This is a genomic window from Variovorax sp. 10N432, assembly GCF_056394465.1.
The window spans coordinates 20384-41003 of sequence record NZ_JBFTHX010000029.1; the positions used below are offsets into that span (position 1 = coordinate 20384).

The 20620-nt window shown below is 69.8% G+C and carries 16 protein-coding genes; 7 read left to right on the plus strand and 9 right to left on the minus strand.

Annotated elements, in window-relative coordinates; genetic code table 11:
* Positions 1-14: 14 nt before the first annotated feature.
* Both ltnD and mdeB read right to left on the minus strand, forming a co-directional pair.
* Positions 15-902: an L-threonate dehydrogenase gene (ltnD, locus tag AC1DF3_RS26735; RefSeq protein ID WP_478141429.1), complete on the minus strand. Its 888-nt coding sequence runs from the start codon at positions 900-902 to the stop codon at positions 15-17.
* 61 nt (positions 903-963) lie between these two features.
* Complete coding sequence (gene mdeB / locus AC1DF3_RS26740; protein ID WP_478141430.1) at positions 964-3621, minus strand: alpha-ketoglutarate dehydrogenase; 2658 nt, start codon at positions 3619-3621, stop codon at positions 964-966.
* Positions 3622-3727: 106 nt separating this feature from the next.
* On the opposite strand from mdeB, the gene AC1DF3_RS26745 reads away from it, so the two are divergent.
* Both AC1DF3_RS26745 and AC1DF3_RS26750 read left to right on the plus strand, forming a co-directional pair.
* Entirely contained in the window at positions 3728-4216 is a 489-nt protein-coding gene (locus AC1DF3_RS26745; RefSeq protein WP_286533413.1) for an Lrp/AsnC family transcriptional regulator, read from the plus strand.
* Positions 4217-4263: 47 nt separating this feature from the next.
* Positions 4264-4419 carry a hypothetical protein gene (locus tag AC1DF3_RS26750; RefSeq protein WP_286519775.1) on the plus strand — a complete coding sequence of 52 codons (156 nt, stop codon included), beginning with the start codon at positions 4264-4266 and terminating at the stop codon, positions 4417-4419.
* On the opposite strand, the gene mltA is transcribed toward AC1DF3_RS26750, so the two are convergent.
* Positions 4420-5556, minus strand: a complete 1137-nt coding sequence (gene mltA / locus AC1DF3_RS26755; protein ID WP_478141431.1) for a murein transglycosylase A — start codon at positions 5554-5556, stop codon at positions 4420-4422. It abuts the gene before it with no gap.
* On the opposite strand from mltA, the gene AC1DF3_RS26760 reads away from it, so the two are divergent.
* Together AC1DF3_RS26760 and AC1DF3_RS26765 are read left to right on the plus strand one after the other, a co-directional pair.
* A complete protein-coding gene (locus tag AC1DF3_RS26760; protein WP_286533409.1) occupies positions 5555-5692 on the plus strand; it encodes a hypothetical protein in 138 nt (45 codons plus the stop codon). The two genes, mltA and AC1DF3_RS26760, sit on opposite strands and share 2 nt — an antisense overlap.
* Before the next feature lie 205 nt (positions 5693-5897).
* Entirely contained in the window at positions 5898-6548 is a 651-nt protein-coding gene (locus AC1DF3_RS26765) for a YiaD family glycine zipper/OmpA-like lipoprotein (RefSeq protein ID WP_286533407.1), read from the plus strand.
* Between the two features lie 6 nt (positions 6549-6554).
* Here AC1DF3_RS26765 and AC1DF3_RS26770 read toward each other — a convergent pair whose 3' ends face one another.
* From AC1DF3_RS26770 to AC1DF3_RS26785, 4 genes are read right to left on the minus strand one after another with little or no spacing between them, the layout of a single operon-like run.
* Entirely contained in the window at positions 6555-7181 is a 627-nt protein-coding gene (locus AC1DF3_RS26770) for a response regulator transcription factor (protein WP_286509668.1), read from the minus strand.
* An 11-nt stretch (positions 7182-7192) separates the two neighbouring features.
* Complete coding sequence (locus AC1DF3_RS26775) at positions 7193-9241, minus strand: two-component system sensor histidine kinase NtrB (protein WP_478141432.1); 2049 nt, start codon at positions 9239-9241, stop codon at positions 7193-7195.
* A gap of 7 nt (positions 9242-9248) precedes the next feature.
* On the minus strand, positions 9249-10064 hold the full coding sequence (locus tag AC1DF3_RS26780; RefSeq protein WP_478141433.1) for a carbon-nitrogen hydrolase family protein: 816 nt from the start codon (positions 10062-10064) through the stop codon (positions 9249-9251).
* 22 nt (positions 10065-10086) lie between these two features.
* A complete protein-coding gene (locus AC1DF3_RS26785; protein ID WP_478141434.1) occupies positions 10087-14184 on the minus strand; it encodes a YhdP family protein in 4098 nt (1365 codons plus the stop codon).
* Between the two features lie 25 nt (positions 14185-14209).
* On the opposite strand from AC1DF3_RS26785, the gene glnE reads away from it, so the two are divergent.
* Together glnE and AC1DF3_RS26795 are read left to right on the plus strand one after the other, a co-directional pair.
* The gene (glnE, locus tag AC1DF3_RS26790; RefSeq protein WP_478141435.1) at positions 14210-16993 is read left to right on the plus strand and encodes a bifunctional [glutamate--ammonia ligase]-adenylyl-L-tyrosine phosphorylase/[glutamate--ammonia-ligase] adenylyltransferase; all 2784 of its coding nucleotides are present in this window, start codon (positions 14210-14212) and stop codon (positions 16991-16993) included.
* Positions 16986-17984 carry a septal ring lytic transglycosylase RlpA family protein gene (locus AC1DF3_RS26795; RefSeq protein WP_478141436.1) on the plus strand — a complete coding sequence of 333 codons (999 nt, stop codon included), beginning with the start codon at positions 16986-16988 and terminating at the stop codon, positions 17982-17984. Before glnE ends, AC1DF3_RS26795 begins: the two co-directional genes overlap by 8 nt.
* Positions 17985-17999: 15 nt before the next feature.
* Here AC1DF3_RS26795 and AC1DF3_RS26800 read toward each other — a convergent pair whose 3' ends face one another.
* Positions 18000-18857, minus strand: a complete 858-nt coding sequence (locus AC1DF3_RS26800) for a ferritin family protein (protein ID WP_286533399.1) — start codon at positions 18855-18857, stop codon at positions 18000-18002.
* A 128-nt stretch (positions 18858-18985) separates the two neighbouring features.
* On the opposite strand from AC1DF3_RS26800, the gene AC1DF3_RS26805 reads away from it, so the two are divergent.
* A complete protein-coding gene (locus AC1DF3_RS26805; RefSeq protein WP_478141437.1) occupies positions 18986-19609 on the plus strand; it encodes a glutathione peroxidase in 624 nt (207 codons plus the stop codon).
* A gap of 370 nt (positions 19610-19979) precedes the next feature.
* Here AC1DF3_RS26805 and AC1DF3_RS26810 read toward each other — a convergent pair whose 3' ends face one another.
* Positions 19980-20591, minus strand: coding sequence for a glutathione S-transferase N-terminal domain-containing protein (locus AC1DF3_RS26810; RefSeq protein ID WP_286519761.1), 612 nt, complete (start codon positions 20589-20591; stop codon positions 19980-19982).
* Between the last annotated feature and the right edge of the window lie 29 nt (positions 20592-20620).

The following is a 20620-nucleotide window of genomic DNA, read 5'->3' on the forward strand; positions in this document are numbered from 1 at the left end:
GATGATAGGGACGGTCAGGAGGACGGCGGCAGTTCGATGCCGGGGAATATCTTGATCACCGCGCTGTCGTCTTCCTTCGCGTAGCCGGCCGTCGAGGCCTGCATGAACATCTGGTGCGCGGTCGAGGCCAGCGGCAGCGGGAACTTGCTGGCACGCGCCGTGTCGAGCACCAGCCCGAGGTCCTTGACGAAGATGTCGACCGCCGACAGCGGCGTGTAGTCGCCGGCCAGCACGTGGGCCATGCGGTTCTCGAACATCCAGCTGTTGCCGGCGCTGTGCGTGATGACCTCGTACAGCGCGTCCGGGGCCACGCCTTCGCGCAGGCCCAGGGCCATCGCCTCCGCCGCCGCCGCGATGTGCACCCCGGCCAGCAGCTGGTTGATGATCTTGACCTTGCTGCCCGCGCCGGCGCGGTCGCCGAGCCGGTAGACCTTGCCGGCCATGGCGTCGAGCACCGCGTCGGCGCGCGCGTAGGCCTCGGGCCGGGCCGCGCTCATCACGGTCATCTGGCCGCTCGCGGCCTTGGCGGCGCCGCCCGAGATCGGCGCGTCGATGTAGAGGATGCCCAGCGCGCCCAGCCGCTCCTCGAGCGCCATCGACCAGTTGGGATCGACCGTCGAGCACATCACGAACACGCTGCCGGGTTTCATCGAGGCGGCGGCGCCGCCCTCGCCGAACAGCACCTCCTCGGTCTGCGCGGCATTGACCACGACCGAGATCACGACCTCGCAGCGGTGCGCGACCTGCGCCGGCGTGGCCCAGGCGACGCCGCCGGCCTCGGCGAAGCGCACCGCCGCGCCGGGGCGCGCGTCGCATACGTGCATCTCGTAGCCGCGGTCGCGCAAGGTGGCGGCAATGCCAGCGCCCATGGCGCCCAGGCCGATGAGTCCTGCTTTGTTCATGAGGTGTCCTAGGAGGGTTCGCGCTTCGCGCGCGCCATCATAGGCGCCCCGCCCCGCCGCTTCAACGCGATCCGAGCGCGTGCAGGGCCGCGCGCACGATGCTCTGCGCATCGACGCCGAAGAACTGCCGCAGGGCCGCGCGGGTGTCGCTGCGGCCGAAGCCGTCGGTGCCGAGCGTGAGGAAGCGCCGGCCCTCGGGCAGGAAGGCGCGAACGCTCTCGGGCACGCTGCGCACGTAGTCCGTCGCGGCGATGATCGGCCCGCGGCCGCCCGCCAGCTGCCGCGCGATGAACGGCGTGCCCGGCTCGGCCTCGCCCGCCAGCGCGTGGGCCTCGCAGGCACGGCCGTCGCGGGCCAGCTCGCTCCAGCTCGTGACGCTGAACACCTCGGCGGCAATGCCCTCTTCGGCCAGCATCTGCGCCGCCTTGACGACTTCGGTGAGGATCGCACCGGAACCGAGAAGCGTGACCTTCGCCTCGGCGCCTGCCGGCTGCGCGCCCTTCCATCCATCGAAGCGATAGCAACCGCGCAGCACATCGGCTTCCGCGTCCGCCGGCAGGTCGGGCTGGGCGTAGTTCTCGTTCATCAAGGTGACGTAGTAGAAGACGTCCTTCTGCTCGACCATCATCTCGCGGATGCCGGCATCGACGATCACCGCCATCTCGCCCGCGAAGGCCGGGTCGTAGGCCTTGCAGTTCGGGATCGTCGCGGCAATGAGGTGGCTCGATCCGTCCTGGTGCTGCAACCCCTCGCCGCCCAGCGTGGTGCGCCCGGAGGTGGCACCGAGCAGGAAGCCGCGCGGCCGCTGGTCGGCGGCGGCCCAGATCTGGTCGCCGACGCGCTGGAAGCCGAACATCGAGTAGTAGATGTAGAAGGGCAGCATCGCCAGCCCGTGCACGCTGTAGCTGGTCGCGGCGGCGGTCCAGCTGGCGATGGCGCCGGCCTCGCTGATGCCTTCCTCGAGGATCTGGCCATCGGTCGCCTCGCGGTACGACAGCACCGAGCCGATGTCCTCCGGCGCATAGCGCTGGCCCACGCTCGAATAGATGCCGACCTGCTTGAACAGGTTCGCCATGCCGAAGGTGCGCGCCTCGTCGGCCACGATCGGCACCACGCGCGGGCCGAGCGTCTTGTCCTTCATGAGGTTGCCCAGCATGCGCACGAAGGCCATGGTGGTGCTCATCTCCTTGCCGGCGGCCGCGACCGCAAACTGCGCATAGGCCGCCAGCTCGGGCTTGGCGACGGTGTCGCAGTCGGTGACGCGGCGCGGCATGCTGCCGCCGAGCGCGGCCCGCTTGGCCAGCAGGTAGCGCATCTCGGCGCTGTCGTCGGCCGGCTTGTAGAAGGCGGCGGTCGTGGCCTGCTCGTCGGTCAACGGCAGCTTGAAGCGGTCGCGGAAGGCGATCAGGTCGGTGTCGTCGAACTTCTTCTGCGAATGCGTCGTCATCTTGCCCTGGCCGGCGCTGCCCATGCCGTAGCCCTTCTTGGTGTGGGCCAGGATCACGGTCGGCCGGCCGCGGTGCGCGGCCGCCGCGGCATAGGCGGCGTGGATCTTCACCAGGTCGTGGCCGCCGCGCTTCAGGTGGTCGATCTGCTCGTCGGTCATGCCTTCGGCGAGCCGCGCCAGTTCCGGGTCCTGGCCGAAGAAGGTGTCGCGGTTGTAGCGGCCGTCCTTGGCGGCGAAGGTCTGCATCTGGCCGTCGACCGTGTTCGAGAACGCCCGTACCAGCGCACCCGTGAGGTCGCGCGCGAACAGGCCGTCCCAGTCGCTGCCCCAGACCAGTTTGATGACGTTCCAGCCGGCGCCGGCGAACAGCTTCTCGAGTTCGTCGATGATGCGGCCGTTGCCGCGCACCGGGCCGTCCAGGCGCTGCAGGTTGCAGTTGACCACCCAGACCAGGTTGTCGAGCTTCTCGCGGGCGGCGAGCGTCAGCGCGCTCATCGATTCGGGCTCGTCCATCTCGCCGTCGCCGAACACGCCCCAAACCTTGCGGCCTTCGCAGTCCAGCAGGTTGCGGTGCGTGAGGTAGCGCATGAAGCGCGCGTGGTAGATCGAGCTGATCGGCCCGATGCCCATCGAGCCGGTCGGGAACTGCCAGAAGTCCGGCATCAGGTACGGGTGCGGGTAGCTGCTCAGGCCGCGTGCGCCCTGGCCTTCGGTGAACGCGGGCGCGCTGAGTTCCTGCCGGTAGTGGCGCAGGTCCTCTTCGCCGAGCCGGCCTTCGAGGAAGGCGCGCGCGTAGACGCCCGGCGCGCTGTGCGGCTGGAAGAACACGAGGTCGCCACGGTGGGCATCCGTGCGCGCATGGAAGAAGTGGTTGAAGCCGGTCTCGAACAGGTCCGCCGCGCTGGCGTAGCTGGCGATGTGGCCGCCGAGCTCGCCGTAGGCCTGGTTGGCGCGCACCACCATCGCGAGCGCATTCCAGCGCATCAGCGAGGCCAGGCGCTCCTCCATCGCGAGGTCGCCGGGGAAGGCCGGCTGGGCGTCGACCGCGATGGTGTTCACGTACGGCGTCGACAGGTCCGGCTCCCAGCCGATGCGCTGGGCCCGCGCCAGCCGTGCGAGTTCGTCCAGCATCCAGCGCGCCCGCTCCGGCCCGTGGGCGTCGGCCAGGGCGACGAAGGCGGCCCGCCATTCGGCGGTTTCGACGGGATCGGGATCGTGCAGGGGCATGTCGATCAGGGCGCGCAAGGGGTCGAAGGGGATCGGGGCGTTCATGAACCGCAATCTAGGCCGTTCGCGATGGAATGGGGTGCCGATTCCGTGCCTTTCCGGCCCAGTCCACCGCATAGAATTCTGCATTTTTGCCGCTGGACAGCATTTCATGCAACTGGACACCATCGACCTGCGCATTCTCGACGAGCTGCAGCGCGACGGCGGCCTGTCCAACGTCGAACTGGCGCGCCGCATCCACCTGTCGCCCTCGCCCTGCCTGGCGCGGGTGAAGGCGCTCGAGGCCGGCGGCGTGATCCAGCGCTACGTGGCCCTGGTCAATGCCGGCGCACTCGGGCTCGGCCTCAACGTCTTCATCTCGATCAGCCTGAAGACACAAAGCAAGCAGTCGCTGTCCGATTTCGAGCAGCGCATCGCGGAGCACGACGAGGTGATGGAGTGCTACCTCATGACCGGGGACAGCGACTACCTGATCCGGGTCGCCGTGGCCGATATCGCGGCGCTGGAGAAGTTCATCCTCGAACAGCTGACGCCGATCTCCGGCATCGAGAAGATCCGCTCGAGCTTCGCGCTCAAGCAGGTGCGCTACAAGACCGCGCTGCCGCTGCCCCGGCCGCAGGAGCCCGTGCGCGCTCACTGATAATCCGTGTTGGTGCAGGCCCGTGTGACAGCAAGGACGGCGGTTTGGTGGATATCTCTTTCGATCTCATGTTCGGGGCCCTGACGCTGGTCGTGGCCGGCGCCGCCCTCCTCATCGCACCCCGCGAGCGGCGGCTCGAGTTCCTGATGCACATCGCGATGGTCACCGCGCTCACGATCTTCGTGGTGAAGATGAACGCCTGACTATTTCGGCCAGAGCGCCCAGAGCCGCAGCGGCTGGTTGACTCGCGCAGCGACCCGGCCCGCATCGGCGCCGGTGCCGGCGAAATAGTCGGCCCGCACCGCGCCGACGATGGCGCTCCCGGTGTCCTGCGCGACCACCAGCTTGGCCAGCGGCACGGCCGGCCCCGGCGAGGCGAGCCAGACCGGCGTGCCGTAGGGAATGCTGTCGCGGTCGACCGCGATCGAGCGGCCGGCCGTCAGCGGCACGCCCTGCGCGCCCACCGGCCCCGAGGCCGCGTCGACTTCATTGAGCGGCTCCTCGCGGAAGAACACGTAGCGCGGATTGCTCCACAGCAGCTGCGACACGCGCTGAGGGTTCTGCGCCACCCACTGCTTGGTGTCGTCCGGCCACAGGCTGACCTTGGTCGCGCCCTGGCTCGACAGCCATTGCTGGACGCTGCGATAGGGCTGTTCGTTGGTGGCCGCGAAGGCCACGCGCACCATGCGCTGCGAACCGTCGGCCTCGGTGATGCGCAGTCGACCCGAGCCCTGGATGTGAAGCATCAGCGCGTCGATGGGATCGGCCAGCCAGGCGATCTCGCGGCCGCGCAGCGCGGCCTGGGCCTGGGGCAGCGTGTCGATCTCCTGGCGGGTGTACCAGGGGCGCTTGGGGACCAGGCCCGCCGGCGCCTGGTAGAGCGGCACCGTGTGGGTCGCAGTCGGCCGCCGCGTGGCATCGAAGACCGGCTCGTAGTAGCTGGTGAGCTTGCCTTCGCTCGGGCCCGCAAGCGACTCGATGCGAAACGGCTGCAGCCGCTGCATCATCCATTCGCGCTGCTGGTCCGGCTCGGCCAGCGCCAGTTGGCGCACCTCGCGGCAGAGCGGCGCGATGGCGGCGTTGGGCCGCGCGCAGTTGCTGACCATCGCGACCCAGCCTTCGTGCAGGGCGTCCTCGTTGAAGCCCGGCAGCTCGGACCAAGGCACCGGCGTCCAGCGGCTCTTGGGATGGGTGAGCGAGCCAGTCAGGGGACCGAGATCGCGTGGCGGGGGCGCGCTCGGGGTTGCCAGCGGCACCTCGGGCTGTCGTGTGCTGAAGCTGCAGCCCGCGAGCGTTGCTACGATCGCGAGTCCCACCAGCCACCGGAGTCCTTTGTTCATGGGTCTGATTTTGCTTGAAGCCCTCGCGGCCGCGATCGCGCTGGTGCTGATCGTCTGGTGGACCATGTTCTCGGGCCGCAAGGGCGGCGAACTGGACGACCGCGACGATGCCCAGGAGCCCCCGAAAAGGGATTGAATCGCGGTAGTCCGGCGCCGCACACGACTGTGGGCCGGCGCGCCATACGCTACCGAAAAGATAGCAGCACAACCAGATGCGACAAGGGTTTAGAGAGATCCCATCGCCGATCAACGTTACAAGCCGACACGGCCGCGTCACCGGATTTGCGCGATTCGCTCCGGATAATGGTTCTTCCTTGTATTGCATCCCCAGAAAGACCGACATGAAAAAACTCGTACTCGCCACCTCCGCCGCCGCCCTCGTTCTCGCCGGTTGCGCCGGCACCGGCATGACCGACACCCAGCGCAACACCGGCATCGGTGCCGGCGTCGGCGCACTGGCGGGCGCGGCGATCGGCTCGGCAACCGGCGGCCGTGCGGGCACCGGCGCCGCGGTGGGTGCGCTCGCCGGTGCGGCCGGCGGCTACCTGTGGTCGCAGCGCATGGAGAACCAGAAGAAGCAGATGGAAGCCGCCACCCGGGGCACCGGCGTGGCCGTCACCCAGACCGCCAGCAACGAACTCAAGCTGGCGATCCCGAGCGACATCTCCTTCGACGTCGGCCGCTCGGCGATCAAGCCCAACTTCTCGCCGGTGCTCGACCAGTTCGCCAGCGGCCTGCGCAACAACCCGAACGCCGAGGTGCGCATCATCGGCCACACCGACAGCACCGGCACCGATGCCATCAACAACCCGCTGTCGATCGAACGTGCCGCGAGCACCCGCGACTACCTGGTGGCGCGCGGCGTGCCGGCCGGCGCCATCCGCACCGAAGGCCGCGGCTCGCGCGAGCCGGTCGCCGACAACAACACCGAAGCCGGCCGGGCGCAGAACCGCCGCGTCGAGATCTTCGTCGGCGAACGCCCGCAGGGCTGATCGGGTTCAGACCCCGCGCAGCAGGTTGGCGAGCTCGACCGCCGACTTGACCTCCATCTTCTCGAACACGCGCGCGCGGTGGACCTCCACCGTGCGCACGCTGATCGCCAGCTGATCGGCGATCAGCTTGTTCGGCAGCCCCTCGACCACGCAGCGCATCACGTCGCGCTCGCGCTCCGTCAGCTCGTCGATGCGGCGCTTCAGGAGCTGGCGCGTGCGCCTGGCCTCGACCGCGCGCAGCGACGCCCCGAGCGCGTGCTCGATGCGGTCGACCAGCGCGTTGTCCGAGAACGGCTTCTCGCAGAAGTCGAAGGCGCCGCGCTTGACCGCATCGACCGCGGTCGGCACGTCGGCATGGCCGGTCAGGAAGATCACCGGCATGGCGTCGAGCAGGCCGCGCTCGGCCAGGCGGTCGAACAGCACCAGGCCGCTGGTGCCCGGCATGCGGACGTCGAGCAGCAGGCAATGCGGATGGTCGGTCAGCGGCTCCTCGGCCAGACGGGCCTCGAAGGCTTCGGCGCTGGCGAATTGCTCGCTCACCAGGCGCCGCGATCGCAGCAGCCAGGCCAGGGCCTCGCGCACGCTGGCGTCGTCGTCGACGATGAAGATCAGGGCATCGATCAGGGGTTGCATGGCTTGAAGTGTCAGCTTGCGGTGGCCAGGGTGAATCGGAAGATGGTGCCGCGCGGGCGCTGCGGTTCGTGCATCAGCACGCCGCCGTGCTGCTCGACCACCGTACGGCACAGGCTCAGGCCCAGGCCCATGCCGTCGGGGCGCGTCGTGAAGAAAGGCGTGAACAGGCGCGACGCCACCTCGTCGCTGATGCCGCAGCCGAGGTCGGCGACCGAGAACTCGAGCCAGCGGCGTGCGTCCGGGCCCGGGCTGCCGCTGGCGCGAACGACCCGCAGGCGCAGCACGCGCTCGCTCAGTTCGGGCATGTCCATCGCCTGCATGCCGTTGCGCGCCAGGTTCAGCAGCACCTGCTCGACCAGCGTGCGGTCGCAGACCACGGCCGGCAGGTTGTCGTCCAGGGCCAGCTCCACGCGCACGCCGAGCTTGCGCGCCTGCAGCCGCACCAGCGGCAGCACCGCATCGACCAGCACCTGGGGCGTCACCGACTCGCGCGTGCGATCGCGCCGGCGCACGAAGTCGTGCACGCTGCGGATCACCTGGCCGGCGCGATCGGCCTGCTCGGCGATCCGGCGCACCGCCATCGCGACCTCCTGCCGGTCGCCGTCTTGCGGCGGCCCGTCCGTCCCCAGCAGGTTGAGCGAGCCGCTGGCGTAGCTGGCGATCGCGGCCAGCGGCTGCGTCAGTTCGTGGCTCAGCAGCGAGGCCATCTCGCCCACGGTGGCCAGCCGGGCGCTGGCCTGCAGCCGCTCCTGGCTGGCGCGCGAGAGCTCCTCCACGCGGCGTTGTTCGCTGATGTCGATGAAGGCACTCATCCAGCCCGACTGCGAGCCTTGCGCGTTGATCAGCGGGGCCTCGAAGATCAGCACCGGGAAGCGGCTGCCGTCCTTGCGCATGAAGACCGACTCGAAGCCCTCGCGCGGCGGCGTCGCGCCCGCCAGCCGCACCGCCTGCCGGCGCTGGTACTCGTGCGCCAGCTCGGTCGGCCAGTAGGGCACCTCGACGTCGCTGCGCATCAGTTCCTCGGCGCTGAAGCCCACCATCTCGCAGAAGGCCGGGTTGACGTAGGTGATGCGGCCCTGCAGGTCGCGCGCGCGCAGGCCGGTGATGACCGAATCCTCCATCGCCTTGCGGAAGGCCAGCGCATCGCCGAGATCGCGCTCGGCCCGCAGGCGCCGCCGGGTGTCGCGCGCCAGCAGCACCAGCACCGACACCAGCGCGATCGAGATCGCCGTGACAAGCGCGGTCAGCATGTTGGGGAACAGGTCCGGCACGGCGCGCCAGCCGTCGACGCGCAGCATCAGGGTGACGCCCGGCAGGTCGATCAGCTGCTGCGAGGTGAAGACCCGGGTGCCGATGCGCCGCGGCGCGCCGATCGCCACCAGCCGGGTGCCGTCGGACTCGGTGAAGGCGACTTCCTGGCCGCGGCTGAGCATCGGCGCCAGCAGTTCGGTGAGCGTATCGCGCAGCGAGTAGGCCGCCACCAGGTAGCCGCCGCCCTCGACCGGGACGCACAGCTCCAGCACCTCGAGGCCGCCGCTGCCCTGCACCGAGGCCACGTAGTGGCTCGGCGAATAGGCCGCCGATCCCAGCTTGCGCGCGGTCGAGCAGGCCTGTTCGACGTCGATCTGCTCGGGGCCGCGCTCGTTGTCGCCGAACACCTTGCGGCGATAGGGCGAATCGACCGCGGCGAGCGGGCGCAGTGCCGGGTCGCGCCATTCGAGACGCAGCCACTCGCGGTGATCGCGCAGCAAGGCCGAGGCCCGGCCCTCCCACTGCTCGCGGTCGACCCCGCCGGCCAGCGAGGCGCGCAAGGTCTGGACGTTGCGCTGCAGGCCGTCGCGCAGGTCGGCCACCGCATCGGCCGTGTCGCGGTCCAGCACGGTCTGGGTCTGCTCGACCTCGTGCCGGCCGGCCAGCCAGACCACGGTGACCAGCAGCGCCAGCACCAGAATCGCCAGCAGCACCCAGAGGAACCAGCGGCGCCAGAACGAGCGCAGGAAGCGCAGCCGCGCGAAGGCGGGACGCAGGACGCGGGCGGCGGGCAGGGAAGGCGCGGACACTTCGGCTTCAGATCACGCTGTGGGCCAGCGCCGGGAGCTGGGCGCGCGCGGCCTCGAGTTGCGCGGCATCGACATCGAACAGCACCACGGCCTCGCCCTCGGCGTGCTGCGCCGCCACCGTGCCCCAGGGGTCGACCACCATCGACTGGCCCCAGGTCTGGCGGCCGTTCTCGTGCGTGCCGCCTTGCGCCGGCGCCACCACCCAGGCCAGGTTCTCGATCGCCCGGGCCCGCAGCAGCACCTCCCAGTGGGCAGCGCCGGTGGTTCGCGTGAAGGCGCTGGGCACCAGCAGCAGCTCGGCCCCCTGGCGGGCCAGCGCCCGGTAGAGCTCCGGAAACCGCAGGTCATAGCAGACGCTCATGCCGATGCGCCAGGCGTGGCCGTCGCGCGAGGGCAGGTCGAAGCACACCGGCTGGGTGCCCGGTGCGATCACGCGGCGTTCGTCGTAGCGCTCGCGGCCATTGTCGAAAAAGAACAGGTGGATCTTGTCGTAGCGCGCAACGCGCTCGCCGTCCGGCGCGTAGACCAGCGAGCTGTTGAAGACATGCTGGTCGTCGTCGGTCTCGATCGGCAAGGTGCCGCCGACGATCCAGAGCCCGAACTCGCGCGCCGCATCGGCCAGGAAGCTCTGCACCGTGCCGGCCCCCGCGGTCTCGCGCAGCGCCAGCTTGTCGGTGTCGCGGCGCCCCATCATGCAGAAATACTCGGGCAGCACGGCCAGTTCGGCGCCGGCGGCGGCGGCTTCGGCCAGCAGGTCGTGGGCGCGTGCCAGGTTGGCCTCGCGGGCGATGGCCGACACCATCTGGATGGCTGCGACTTTCATGGCGGTGGTCTCCTTTTTCTTTCTAGCGCGGCGCCGGCGGCTCGGCCAGCGCTTCGGGCGTTGCGCGCCGCGGCACGCGGGTGATCTTGGGGTCGGTCCAGGTGCCGTCGATCTGGAACTCCTGCGTGGCCGCCGCGATGAGCGGCCGGCTCAGCACCATCTGCGCCAGGAAGGTGCCGAGTCCGATCGCCGGATTGATCGCGGTCGCCACCAGCGCCGCGGTGCCGGCGCTGATCTCGGGCACCACCACGACCCGGATGCTCTGCGTCTCGCGCGCGATGTCGGCCGAGCCGTCCATCAGCACGGCGGCGTTGACGCCCTTCATCTGCAGGTTGTTGGTGGAGGCCACGCCGTTGGCGATCTTGGCATCGCCGCGCAGGAAGTCGAAGGCGAAGCCGGCGCTGAAGATGTCGCGGAAATCGAGCGTGAGGCGCCGTGGCAAGGCCTGCAGGCTCAGCACGCCGAGCAGCTTGGCAATGCCCGGGTCGGCCTTCAGGAACTGGCCCGATTCGACGTCGATCTGCAGCTGCCCGCCGAGGCTCGGGTAGTCGATCGAGAACGGCGAGCCGGTCCAGTTGACCTGGCCCTCGAGCCGGCCGCGGCCACGCCGCACCACGTCCTTCATGCCGAAGCGGTTCAGCAGCGCACCGGCGTCCACGATGTCGAGCTTGAAATCCATCGCGGTGCGGCGCTGGTCGCGCCCTGCGCTGGCGCCGGGCGGCGCGGCCCAGCTGCCGTGGGCGTTGAAGGTGGCGTCCGGATTGCTGAGGGTCAGCTTGTTGAGCATCCATTCGCGGCCGGCACCGCCGCGGTTCACGGCATCGATCTCGGCCCGGCCGAGGCGGCGGCCGAAGAGCTCGAAGTCGTCGACCACGATGTCGAGCGCCGGCAGGGTGCTCGGCTGCTCGTCGAGCAGGGACTCGACCGCCGTGGCTTCGCTGCGCGCGATCTTGAGTCGGGCCAGGCGCGCATACAGGCGCCCCGCCTGTGCATGGCGGTACTCGGCATAGCCGCTGAGCTCGACCGCGTCGACGTTGGCGCGCCAGAGCTGGCCGTCGCGCGTGCCGCCGAGCACCACGTCGTGCAGCGTGCGGCCGCCGAACACCAGCTCCTGGGCCCGCAGCGCGATGGTCGTCGGCAGGTAGGCCAGCGCGTCGTCGCCGCTGTCGACATTCGCCACGGCTTCGGGCGCCTTGCCGGTGGCCGCACTGAACAGCGCCTGCCAGGCACCGAGGTCGAGCCGCTCGAAACGCATGTTGGCGGCCACGCCGCGCTCCGGCGGCGGCGCCGATTCGCCAGCCGCGAGGCCGATGCCGATGGCGCCGCGCAGCACCCGCGCCTCGCGGCCCGAGACGTCGCGCACATAGCTGGCCGAGCCGACCTTGCCCAGCTCGAGCGAGATCTGGTCGTGCAGCTGCGGCGCAGCGCCGGCCCCGCGGGCCTCGCGCAGCACGATCTTCTTCTCGACCCGCAGCGGCATGGCGTCCTGGGCCTCCTTGGCCATCGGCGCCGGCAACTGGAGCCCCAGGCCCTGCAGGCTGCTGGTCAGCAAGAACTCGGGCGTGCCTTCACGCACCGAGAAGCTGGCCGCATAGGGCGCGCTGCCGGTCGCGTTCTTGGCCAGGCGGGCCAGCCAGTCGATCTCGCGCGCCGCCCGCAGGCCTTCGGCGCTGGCCGTACCCTGGACGCGCAGCTCCAGCTCCTGCTTGCCGGTGAAGCGGCCGCTGCCGTCGATGCGCATGGCGCCACCGAGGCCGCGCGCCTGCACGCCGGCGAGCGAAAACCCGCCTTCGGTGAAATTCAGCGTGCCGCGCGCCTGCGTCAGCGCCGGCGCGCCGGACACCAGTTGCAGCTCGTTGTCGGCGAGCGCGATGGCGGCCTGCACCTTGGTCTTGTCCATCGCCTCGAGCGGCAGCTCGAGCCGCAGCTTGTAGTCGGCATTGCCGGTCGCGCGCATGTCCGCCAGGGTCGGGGCGGCCTCGCCGGCGAGCGGTCCGCCGACCCGCAGCACCTCGCCCAGCGGCCCCTTGGCCTGGACGTCGAGCTTGAGCACCGGCGCATGGTGCGACATGTCGGCAATCTGCGCCTCGGCCTTCGTGACCTCGACGGCCTGGGCCGCCGCCAGTCGCCCGCGCGCATTGCGCACCAGCATGCCGGCCCGCTCGAACACCAGTTCGCCCGACAGGCCGCTCAGCGCGGGCCAGACCACGGTCGCGCCCGGCGCCGGCGGCACATAGGCGTAGCTGACATCCGCGACCTTTGCGGCGATGCGGAAATCGCCCTGCTTCGGGTCCATGAAGGGCATGTCCCAGAGGTCGCCACGGACCTTGAAGTCGACCGCGCTGGCTGTGCCCTTGGTGATCGCGTCGCGCACGTAGTCGCGCGTGGCCTTCGGGATGTGCAGCGGCAGGTAGCGCCAGACACGGGTGCCGTCGGCGCGTGTGAGCTTGCCCTGCAGGTCGAGCACGCCCGGGTAGCGATCGGCGCTGTGCGAGACGGCCGGGTCGCTGGTGCGCCAGCTGGCCTGGGCCTCGCCTTCGGCATCGACGTTGGCGAAACGCAGGTTCGACACCTGCACCTGCACCGCGCCGCGATCGAGCTTCCACTGCAGCTGGGTCGACAGCCGATCGATCGGCACCACCGGCTCCTCGAACACGCCCGGCAGGTCGAGCGCGCCACTGGCGATCGACAGCGTGGCGCTGCCGCCGGCCTGGCTGGCGTCGAAATCGACCGTGGCGCCGCTGACGCCGGGACTGCCGACCGGCACGTGCGGCGCCGAGGCGGACGTGCCGGCCGCCCCGGCCGGCGTCGCCGGCGCGGGGGCCGGCACGCCGGGCTGAGACGCGACGCTGAAGCCGCTCATGCGGCCCTTCAGCTGGTAGCCGGAGGGTTCGCCGGCGGGGCCCTGCCAGCTGGCCTCGATGTGCTCGACCATGCCACGCGGCTGGTAGGCCTCGAGCTGCTTGCGGAACGCCTCGCCCAAGGGCAGCCGGTCGGCGATCAGCGCCAGCGCCGCGAGGTCGAGCCGGTCGGCCCGCAGGGCGGTGCGCTCCGCCGTGCGCCCCTTGGCGTCCGCGTGCTGGAACCACAGGTTGCCGCCGGGCCAGCGCATGCGGTCCGCGGTGTCGAACTGCAGCCGGGTGGTCGCGAACTCGAGCGTGCCGTCGCCGCGCTTGCCGGTCAGGCGGCCGGTGACGTCGCGCAGCACCAGCGGCTCGCGCGCCTTGCCGAGCGACACGTCGATGCGGCTCAGTCCCAGATCGGCCACGCCGCCCGTGATCTCGCCGTCATTGACGTCGGCCCAGAGGCGCAGGCCGCCGGAACCCTGGCGGATCCGGGCGTCGAGGTCGACATAGCCGTCGAGCCGGGCGATGTCGAGGTAGGGAAGGTCGGCATAGAGCTGGCCGTCCCAGCTGCGCCAGTTGCCGCTGCGCACCGACAGCAGCGGCTGGCGGAACTGGCCGCGCAGCGTGAAGCGCGCGCCCCAGCCGGGGGGCGGGGTGGCGTCCAGGCGCATGGCGTGGCGGCGCGCCCCGTTGCGGGCCACGAACTGCACATCGGACAGCAGCAGCGGCGCGGTCTGGCGCCGCTCGTCGGTCCAGCGCACGGTGCCGCCCTGCACGACCAGTTCGCGCTGGGCGAAGAACCAGTCGGCACCAGCGCCGCCGCCGCTGGTGTCGTTCGGCATGTGGAGCCCGGCGACGTGGATGTTGCCGAGTGCATCGCGCCGGACGTCGACCTGCGGCCGCTCGATGTAGAGCTGTTCGAAGCTGAGGTTCCAGAGCGAGCGCGGCGACACGCTGGCCACCACCCGCTCGAGCCGCAGCGCCTCCTGGCTGCGCTCGTCCATGAGCACCACGTCGCGCAGCTCGACGGCCGGGAAAAGGCCGCCCGACCGGGCGCTGATCGAGCCGATGCGCACGGGTACGCCGATGGCCCGTGTGGCCTGCGCCTCCAGTGCGCCACGGTAGTTTCCGATTCGCGGCACAATCCAGAGATGTAGGACAACGACTGACAGCGCAAGCAGGAGCCATGCACCGATCAGCAAACCCAACAACCAGCGCGCCGTCGCAGCGGTGATCTTGAGCAGACGTGAAGGGGAAGACGTCGTGTCGTTCATTGAGGATCGCGCTGTGTCAGGAATTATGACCGCCAGCTCCCAGCCGGGTTCCACCGCCGCCGACAGCGCCACGCTTCGGCCGCCAGCATCATCCGATTCGCCGCCTTTGTCGGCATCGTCCCGCTTCATCCAGCGCTTGCGCCGGCGCTACGCTGCCGAGCTGTCGCTGCTGCCGCCGGGCGAGCCCACGCGGCCCCACATGGCCGAAGCGTACCGGGCCCTGCGCGAGCGCGGCGACAACGTCGCCGACGCCTTGCGCATCGTTCGCCAGCTGGTGATGGAACGCCTCATCACGCTCGACTGCGACCTGCAGGCGCCGCTGGCCGTGGTCACCACCGCGGTCACCCAGCTGGCCGAATTCGCGCTCGACGTCGCCTGCCGGGAGGCCTGCGCCGAGCTCGACGAAGCCCACGGCGCACCGCTCGCGGCCGACGGCCGGCGGTCCCAGCTCTGGGTGGTCGGCATGGGCAAGCTCGGCGCCCGCGAGCTCAACGTGTCGAGCGACATCGACCTGATATACCTCTACGACCACGACGGCGAGACCGCCGGCAACGCCGAGGGCCGCTCGAGGCTGGCCAATCAGGAATACTTCGCGCGGGCGGTCAAGCGGATCTACGCGCTGGTGGGCGACACCACCGAACACGGCTTCGTGTTCCGGGTCGACCTGGCCCTGCGGCCCAACGGCAATTCGGGGCCGAGCGTGGTCTCGCTCGACGCCCTCGAGGAGTATTTCCAGGTCCAGGGCCGCGAATGGGAGCGCTTCGCCTGGCTCAAGAGCCGGGTGGTCGCGCCCGCCGCGGTGGTGGCCGACGGCTCGGCCCAGGCGCTGCGCAGCGCGGTGTTGCCCTTCGTCTTCCGCCGCTACCTCGACTACAGCGTCTTCGATTCGCTGCGCACGCTGCACCGGCAGATTCGCGAACAGGCGGCACGCCGCAGCGCCGGCCGGCCCGAGCGCGCCAACGACGTCAAGCTGTCGCGCGGCGGCATCCGCGAGATCGAATTCACGGTGCAGTTGCTGCAGGTGGTGCGCGGCGGCCAGTTCCCCGAACTGCGGACCCGGCCGACGCTCGATGCGCTTCAACGGCTGGCACGCGCCGGGCTGATGCCGCAGGAAGCGGCCGACGCGCTGGCCTCGGCCTACGAGTTCCTGCGCCGGGTCGAGCACCGCATCCAGTACCTGGACGACCAGCAGACCCATGTGCTGCCGGTCAACGACGACGACCTGCACTGGATCGCGCTCACGCTCGGCTTCGCCGATTGCTGCGCCTTCCTGGCCCAGCTCGACACCCATCGCGAATTCGTGGCCCAGGAGTTCGACAAGCTGCTGGGCGGCAAGAAACCCTGCAGCGGCTGCAAGGGCGGCGCTTCGGCCCCCGCCCCGCTCGACATGAGCGACCTGCTCGAATCGCTGCCGGCACCGTTCGCCGCGCGCGTCCGGGCCTGGAACGAGAACCCGCGGGTGCTGGCGCTGCGCGACGACACCCGGGCCCGCCTGCGCCAGCTGGTGCAGCGCACCGCACTGTGGCTGCGCGAGCCCGACAGCAATGCCCAGGGCCAGATCAGCCGCCACGTCGATGCCGCGCTGCGCTGGGCCGACTGGATCGAGCCGCTGCTGCGCCGCGACAGCTACATCGCGCTGCTGGTCGAGCGGCCCGCGGTGCAAGAGCGCCTGCTGCGCCTGCTCGGCTCGGCCAAATGGCCCGCGAGCTACCTGCTGAAGCACCCCGGCGTGATCGACGAACTGGCCAGCAGCGCCATGCTGTCAGGGCGCTTCGTCGCCGCCGACTTCGAGCGCGAGCTCGAAGACCGCCACCGCTCGCTGACGCAGACCGGCGAGGCCGACGAGGAGCGGCTGCTGAACCTGCTGCGCCACGCCCACCACGCGGAGCTGTTCCGTACGCTGGCGCGCGACCTCGATGGCCGCATCACGGTCGAGCAGGTGGCTGACGACCTGAGCGCCCTGGCCGACGCGGTGCTGCGCGTGACCGCGCGCTGGTGCTGGCCCCAGGTGCGCAATCCGCACCGCGACCAGCCGCGCTTCGCGATCATCGGCTACGGCAAGCTCGGCGGCAAGGAGCTCGGCTACGGCAGCGACCTCGACATCGTCTTCGTCTACGACGACGAGGACGAGCGTGCCGGCGAAGTCTATGCCGCCTACGTCCGCAAGCTGATCAACTGGCTCACGGTCAAGACCCGCGAGGGCGACTTGTTCGAGATCGACACCGCGCTGCGCCCCAATGGCAATTCAGGCCTGCTGACCACCAGCTTCGATGCCTACGAGAAGTACCAGCTGGGCCGCGGCAGCAACACCGCCTGGACCTGGGAGCACCAGGCCATGACGCGGGCGCGCTGCGTGCTGGGCGAGCCGGCTCACGTTGAGCGTTTCGACCGCATCCGCGAAGCCGTGATCACGGCACCGCGCGACCGCGAGGCCCTCAAGGCCGAGATCGTCGCGATGCGCGCCAAGGTAAGCGCCGCGCGGCCGGTCAAGCCCGATCTCTTCGACGTCAAGCACAGCGCCGGCGGCATGGTCGATGCCGAGTTCGCGGTGCAGTTCCTGGTGCTGTCCGAGGCCAAGGCGCATCCCGAGCTGGTGCCCAATGTCGGCAACATCGCGCTGCTCCAGCGTGCCGAAGCGGCCAAGCTGCTGCCCGCAGGCGTGGGCGAGGCCGCCGCCGCGGCCTACCGGGAACTGCGCCGGGTGCAGCACCGGGCCCGCCTCAACGAGGAGCCGACCCAGGTGCCGATGAGCACCCTGGTGGCCGAACGCGAGGCCATGCTGGCGCTCTGGAAGGCGGTCTTTGGCTAGCCAGCGGCACGCTTCAGCGTGGCTCGCGGCGGCGACGCTGGTGCTGCTCGCGGGCTGCGCCAGCGGGCCGCGCGGCGGCCGCGACGGTGCAGATGCCAATCCGCCTTCGGGCCTGGGCCAGGTCCCGGATGCCGAACCCCGGGTCGAACCGATCCGCGGCAGCGGCGGCACCAGCAAGCCCTACACGGTGCTCGGCCGCTCCTATGTGCCGATCACCGACGACCGGCCCTTCCGCGAAACCGGCTTGGCCTCGTGGTACGGGCGCAAGTTCCACGCCCAATCGACCGCCAGCGGCGAGCCGTACGACATGTACGCGATGACGGCGGCCCACAAGACCTTGCCGCTGCCGAGCTACGCAAGGGTGCGCAACCCGGCCAACGGCCGCGAAGTGATCGTCCGCGTGAACGACCGCGGCCCCTTCCACGACGACCGGGTCATCGACCTGAGCTACACAGCGGCCCTCAAGCTCGACCTGCTGCGCGGCGTCGCGCCGGTGGAGATCGAGCGCCTCACCAACGAGGACATCCGTACCGGTGCCTGGCGCCGCGGCGATGCCCCGGTGCTGGCCCAGCAGGCCGCGCCGATCGCCGCCGTGGCCGCCGCGGACGGTGTCGCGGTGCCCGCGGCGCTGACTGCACCGGTGGTCGCCACCTCGCGCTACGACGCCATGGAAGTCGCGGCGCTGCCGCCGATGACCCCGCTGGCCGCGGCACCCGCCCAGCCGGCCACGCCGGCTCCGCGTACGGCGGCCGCCGGGCCCGGTTTCTGGGTCCAGCTCGGCGCCTTCAGCCAGCGCGAAGGCGCCCAGCGTTTTCAGCAGCAGGTGGCACGCGAGATGCCGCCGCTGGCGAGCACCCTCAATGTGTTCAGCGAGAACGGTACGCACCGCCTGCAGTCAGGCCCCTATGCCTCGCGGGACACGGCCCGCGACGCGGCCGAACAAGTCCGCAACGGCCTGCAGCTGGCGCCGGTGATCGTCGAGCGCCGCTGAGACCCTGTTCCGGGTTCAGGCGCCCTGGTATTCGGGCCTGGGGCCGAGGGTGGCCGCGAGCTCCTTGCGGTAGCGGTTCAGTTCCTGGACCGTCTTGAAGCTGCGGTTCATCAGCAGGCTCAGGTTGTGCAGGATCCGCTCGCCGACCTTGTTCTCCCAGACCGAATCGAACTTGATCTGCTTGTCGAGCCAGTGCTCGAGCCAGTCGGGATCGGGCACCCGGCTCTGGATCGTGTCGTTCGGGAACAGCGCCTTGTTGACGTGCAGGTTGGTCGGATGCAGCGCCTGCGCCGTGCGGCGGGCGCTGGCCATCAGCACGCCGACCTTGGTGAAGGCCGAACGGGCCTCGTCGCCGAACTTTTCCATGGCCCGCTTCATGTAGCGCAGGTAGGCGCCGCCGTGGCGCGCCTCGTCCTGGCTCAGCGTGGTGTAGATGTGCTTGATGACCGGCTCGGTGTGCCACTCGGCGGCACGGCGATACCAGTGGTTCAGGCGGATCTCGCCGCAGAAATGCAGCATCAGGGTCTCGAGCGGCGGCGCCGGATCGAAATCGAAGCGCACGTCGTGCAGTTCCTGCTCGGTCGGCGCATGCTGGGGGCTGAAGCGCTTGAGGTATTCCATCAGCACCAGCGAGTGCTTCTGCTCCTCGAAGAACCAGATCGACATGAAGGCCGAAAAGTCGCTGTCATGCCGGTTGTCGCGCAGGAACATCTCGGTGGCCGGCAGCGCCGCCCACTCGGTGATCGCGTTCATCTTGATGGTCTGCGCCTGCTCCTCGGTGAGCCGGCTTGCGTCGAAAGACTGCCAAGGAATATCCTTGTCCATGTCCCAGCGGACAGATTCGAGTTGTCTGAAGAGTTCCGGATAAAGCATCAATGTCTTTCTTAAGCCGACGGATTTTAGTCGGCAGGCTTATCGCGCCTGTGACAAGCGCGCGATGATGTAGGTCCGCGCGCCGCAAACTTGCCCATTCGCGCTGCTTTTCACTCGGGAACACCGCCATGCGAATACCCCTCGGTCTGTTAGTGCCATTTTTCCCAGCCATCGTGCTGGCTGCCGGTCTGCTGCCGACCGGCGCCGCCGCGCAGGGCGCCGCGGCCGGCTGTCCTGCGATCCTTCAGCACACTTTTCCGCGGCTCCAGGACGAAAAGCCGCAGGCCCTGTGCCAGTACGCGGGCAAGGTCGTGCTGGTGGTCAATACCGCGAGTTTTTGCGGCTTCACGCCCCAGTACAAGGGGCTGGAAGCCCTCGACAGCAAATACCGGTCGCGGGGGCTCGTCGTGCTGGGCTTCCCGTCGAACGATTTCGCCCAGGAGGCCGGCTCGAACAAGGAAATCGCCGACTTCTGCGAAAGCACCTTCGGCGTCAAATTTCCGATGTTCGCGAAATCATCGGTGCGGGGTCCCGATGCCAGCCCGCTTTTCAAGCAGCTGGCGCAGCTCTCCGGCACGACGCCGAAATGGAATTTCTACAAATACCTGATCGGCCGCGACGGCAAGGTGGTGGACGCCTACTCCAGCATGACGGCACCTGACGACCGCGCGTTCGTGCGGGAGATCGAAAAGCAGTTGGGCGCGGCGCCGCTGGCGTCGGTGACTTCACAACCGGCAACAACTTCCAACTAGTCACAAACGCTTACGTATCGCCAGGGAACCGGCTCGCCGGTCCACGCTCATACCGTTTCCGGGCACGAAAGTCCGGTCGGTTTTTATGTTGCGAGGTCTTCCGGGCGCTTGCCGCCAGGTTGAAATCCCGAGGCGATTCTTCTCCTCCTCCCTCCCTCCCTCCTTCGCGTCGGGGCGCCTCGTAACATCTTTATCTCGCCCCCAGGTTGTCCGGCACTGCGTGTCCGGACGCCCACCCCCTGCCGGGGGCGACACCAGCGGCCTGGCAAAGCCAGTTCCGCGGTGTCTCACCAACGGGCCTGGCTGCGCCGGCCTCGACAATGAAAAAGCCCCGCGTGCGGGGCTTTTTCATTGGAGCCGCTCGGGCTGGTCAGGGTTTGGTGTCGGCGAAGCTGGGGCGCAGCATGAGCTTGTCGAACAGCTTCACCAGGTTGGCGTGGTCGGCGCGCCAGTCGATCTCGGGGAAGCGGTAGTCGAGCCAGCCCAGGACGCAGCCGACGGCGATGTCGGACAGGCTCAGGTGGATGCCGCTGCAGAAGGGCTTGTCGGCCAGGCCCTTGGCCATGGCGGCGATGCCGTTGTTGATCTTGCCGCGCTGGCGGTCCATCCAGGCCTGGCTGCGCTCGCTGTCGGCGCGGTGCACCCAGGTGGCCTCCATGCGCAGCAGCAATCCGGCGTCCATCACGCCATCGGCCAGCGCCTCCCAGGTCTTGACCTCGGCGCGCTCGCGGCTTTGCTGCGGGATCAGCTTGCCGACCGGCGACAGGGTGTCGAGGTACTCGACGATCACCCGCGAATCGAACATCGCCTCGCTGCCGTCCATGATCAGGCAGGGCACCTTGCCGAGCGGGTTGGAACTGGAAATCGTGGTATCGGCAGACCAGACGTCTTCGATCACGAACTGGTAATCGAGCCGCTTCTCGGCCATGACCACGCGCACCTTGCGCACGTACGGGCTGGCAGCGGATCCGATCAGTTTCATGCAGGCACTCCCCCATCTGGGTCATCGTT

What these genes read in the sequence shown, in the direction of transcription:
- AC1DF3_RS26770 (WP_286509668.1), bottom strand. Translation starts at nt 7,181, where the DNA reads ATGCAACCCCTGATCGATGCCCTGATCTTCATCGTCGACGACGACGCC.
- AC1DF3_RS26780 (WP_478141433.1), bottom strand. Translation starts at nt 10,064, where the DNA reads ATGAAAGTCGCAGCCATCCAGATGGTGTCGGCCATCGCCCGCGAGGCC.
- AC1DF3_RS26800 (WP_286533399.1), bottom strand. Translation starts at nt 18,857, where the DNA reads ATGCTTTATCCGGAACTCTTCAGACAACTCGAATCTGTCCGCTGGGAC.
- AC1DF3_RS26810 (WP_286519761.1), bottom strand. Translation starts at nt 20,591, where the DNA reads ATGAAACTGATCGGATCCGCTGCCAGCCCGTACGTGCGCAAGGTGCGC.
- AC1DF3_RS26760 (WP_286533409.1), top strand. Translation starts at nt 5,555, where the DNA reads ATGGGTCTGATTTTGCTTGAAGCCCTCGCGGCCGCGATCGCGCTGGTG.
- AC1DF3_RS26785 (WP_478141434.1), bottom strand. Translation starts at nt 14,184, where the DNA reads ATGAACGACACGACGTCTTCCCCTTCACGTCTGCTCAAGATCACCGCT.
- AC1DF3_RS26745 (WP_286533413.1), top strand. Translation starts at nt 3,728, where the DNA reads ATGCAACTGGACACCATCGACCTGCGCATTCTCGACGAGCTGCAGCGC.
- ltnD (WP_478141429.1), bottom strand. Translation starts at nt 902, where the DNA reads ATGAACAAAGCAGGACTCATCGGCCTGGGCGCCATGGGCGCTGGCATT.
- mltA (WP_478141431.1), bottom strand. Translation starts at nt 5,556, where the DNA reads ATGAACAAAGGACTCCGGTGGCTGGTGGGACTCGCGATCGTAGCAACG.
- AC1DF3_RS26805 (WP_478141437.1), top strand. Translation starts at nt 18,986, where the DNA reads ATGCGAATACCCCTCGGTCTGTTAGTGCCATTTTTCCCAGCCATCGTG.
- glnE (WP_478141435.1), top strand. Translation starts at nt 14,210, where the DNA reads ATGACCGCCAGCTCCCAGCCGGGTTCCACCGCCGCCGACAGCGCCACG.
- mdeB (WP_478141430.1), bottom strand. Translation starts at nt 3,621, where the DNA reads ATGAACGCCCCGATCCCCTTCGACCCCTTGCGCGCCCTGATCGACATG.
- AC1DF3_RS26765 (WP_286533407.1), top strand. Translation starts at nt 5,898, where the DNA reads ATGAAAAAACTCGTACTCGCCACCTCCGCCGCCGCCCTCGTTCTCGCC.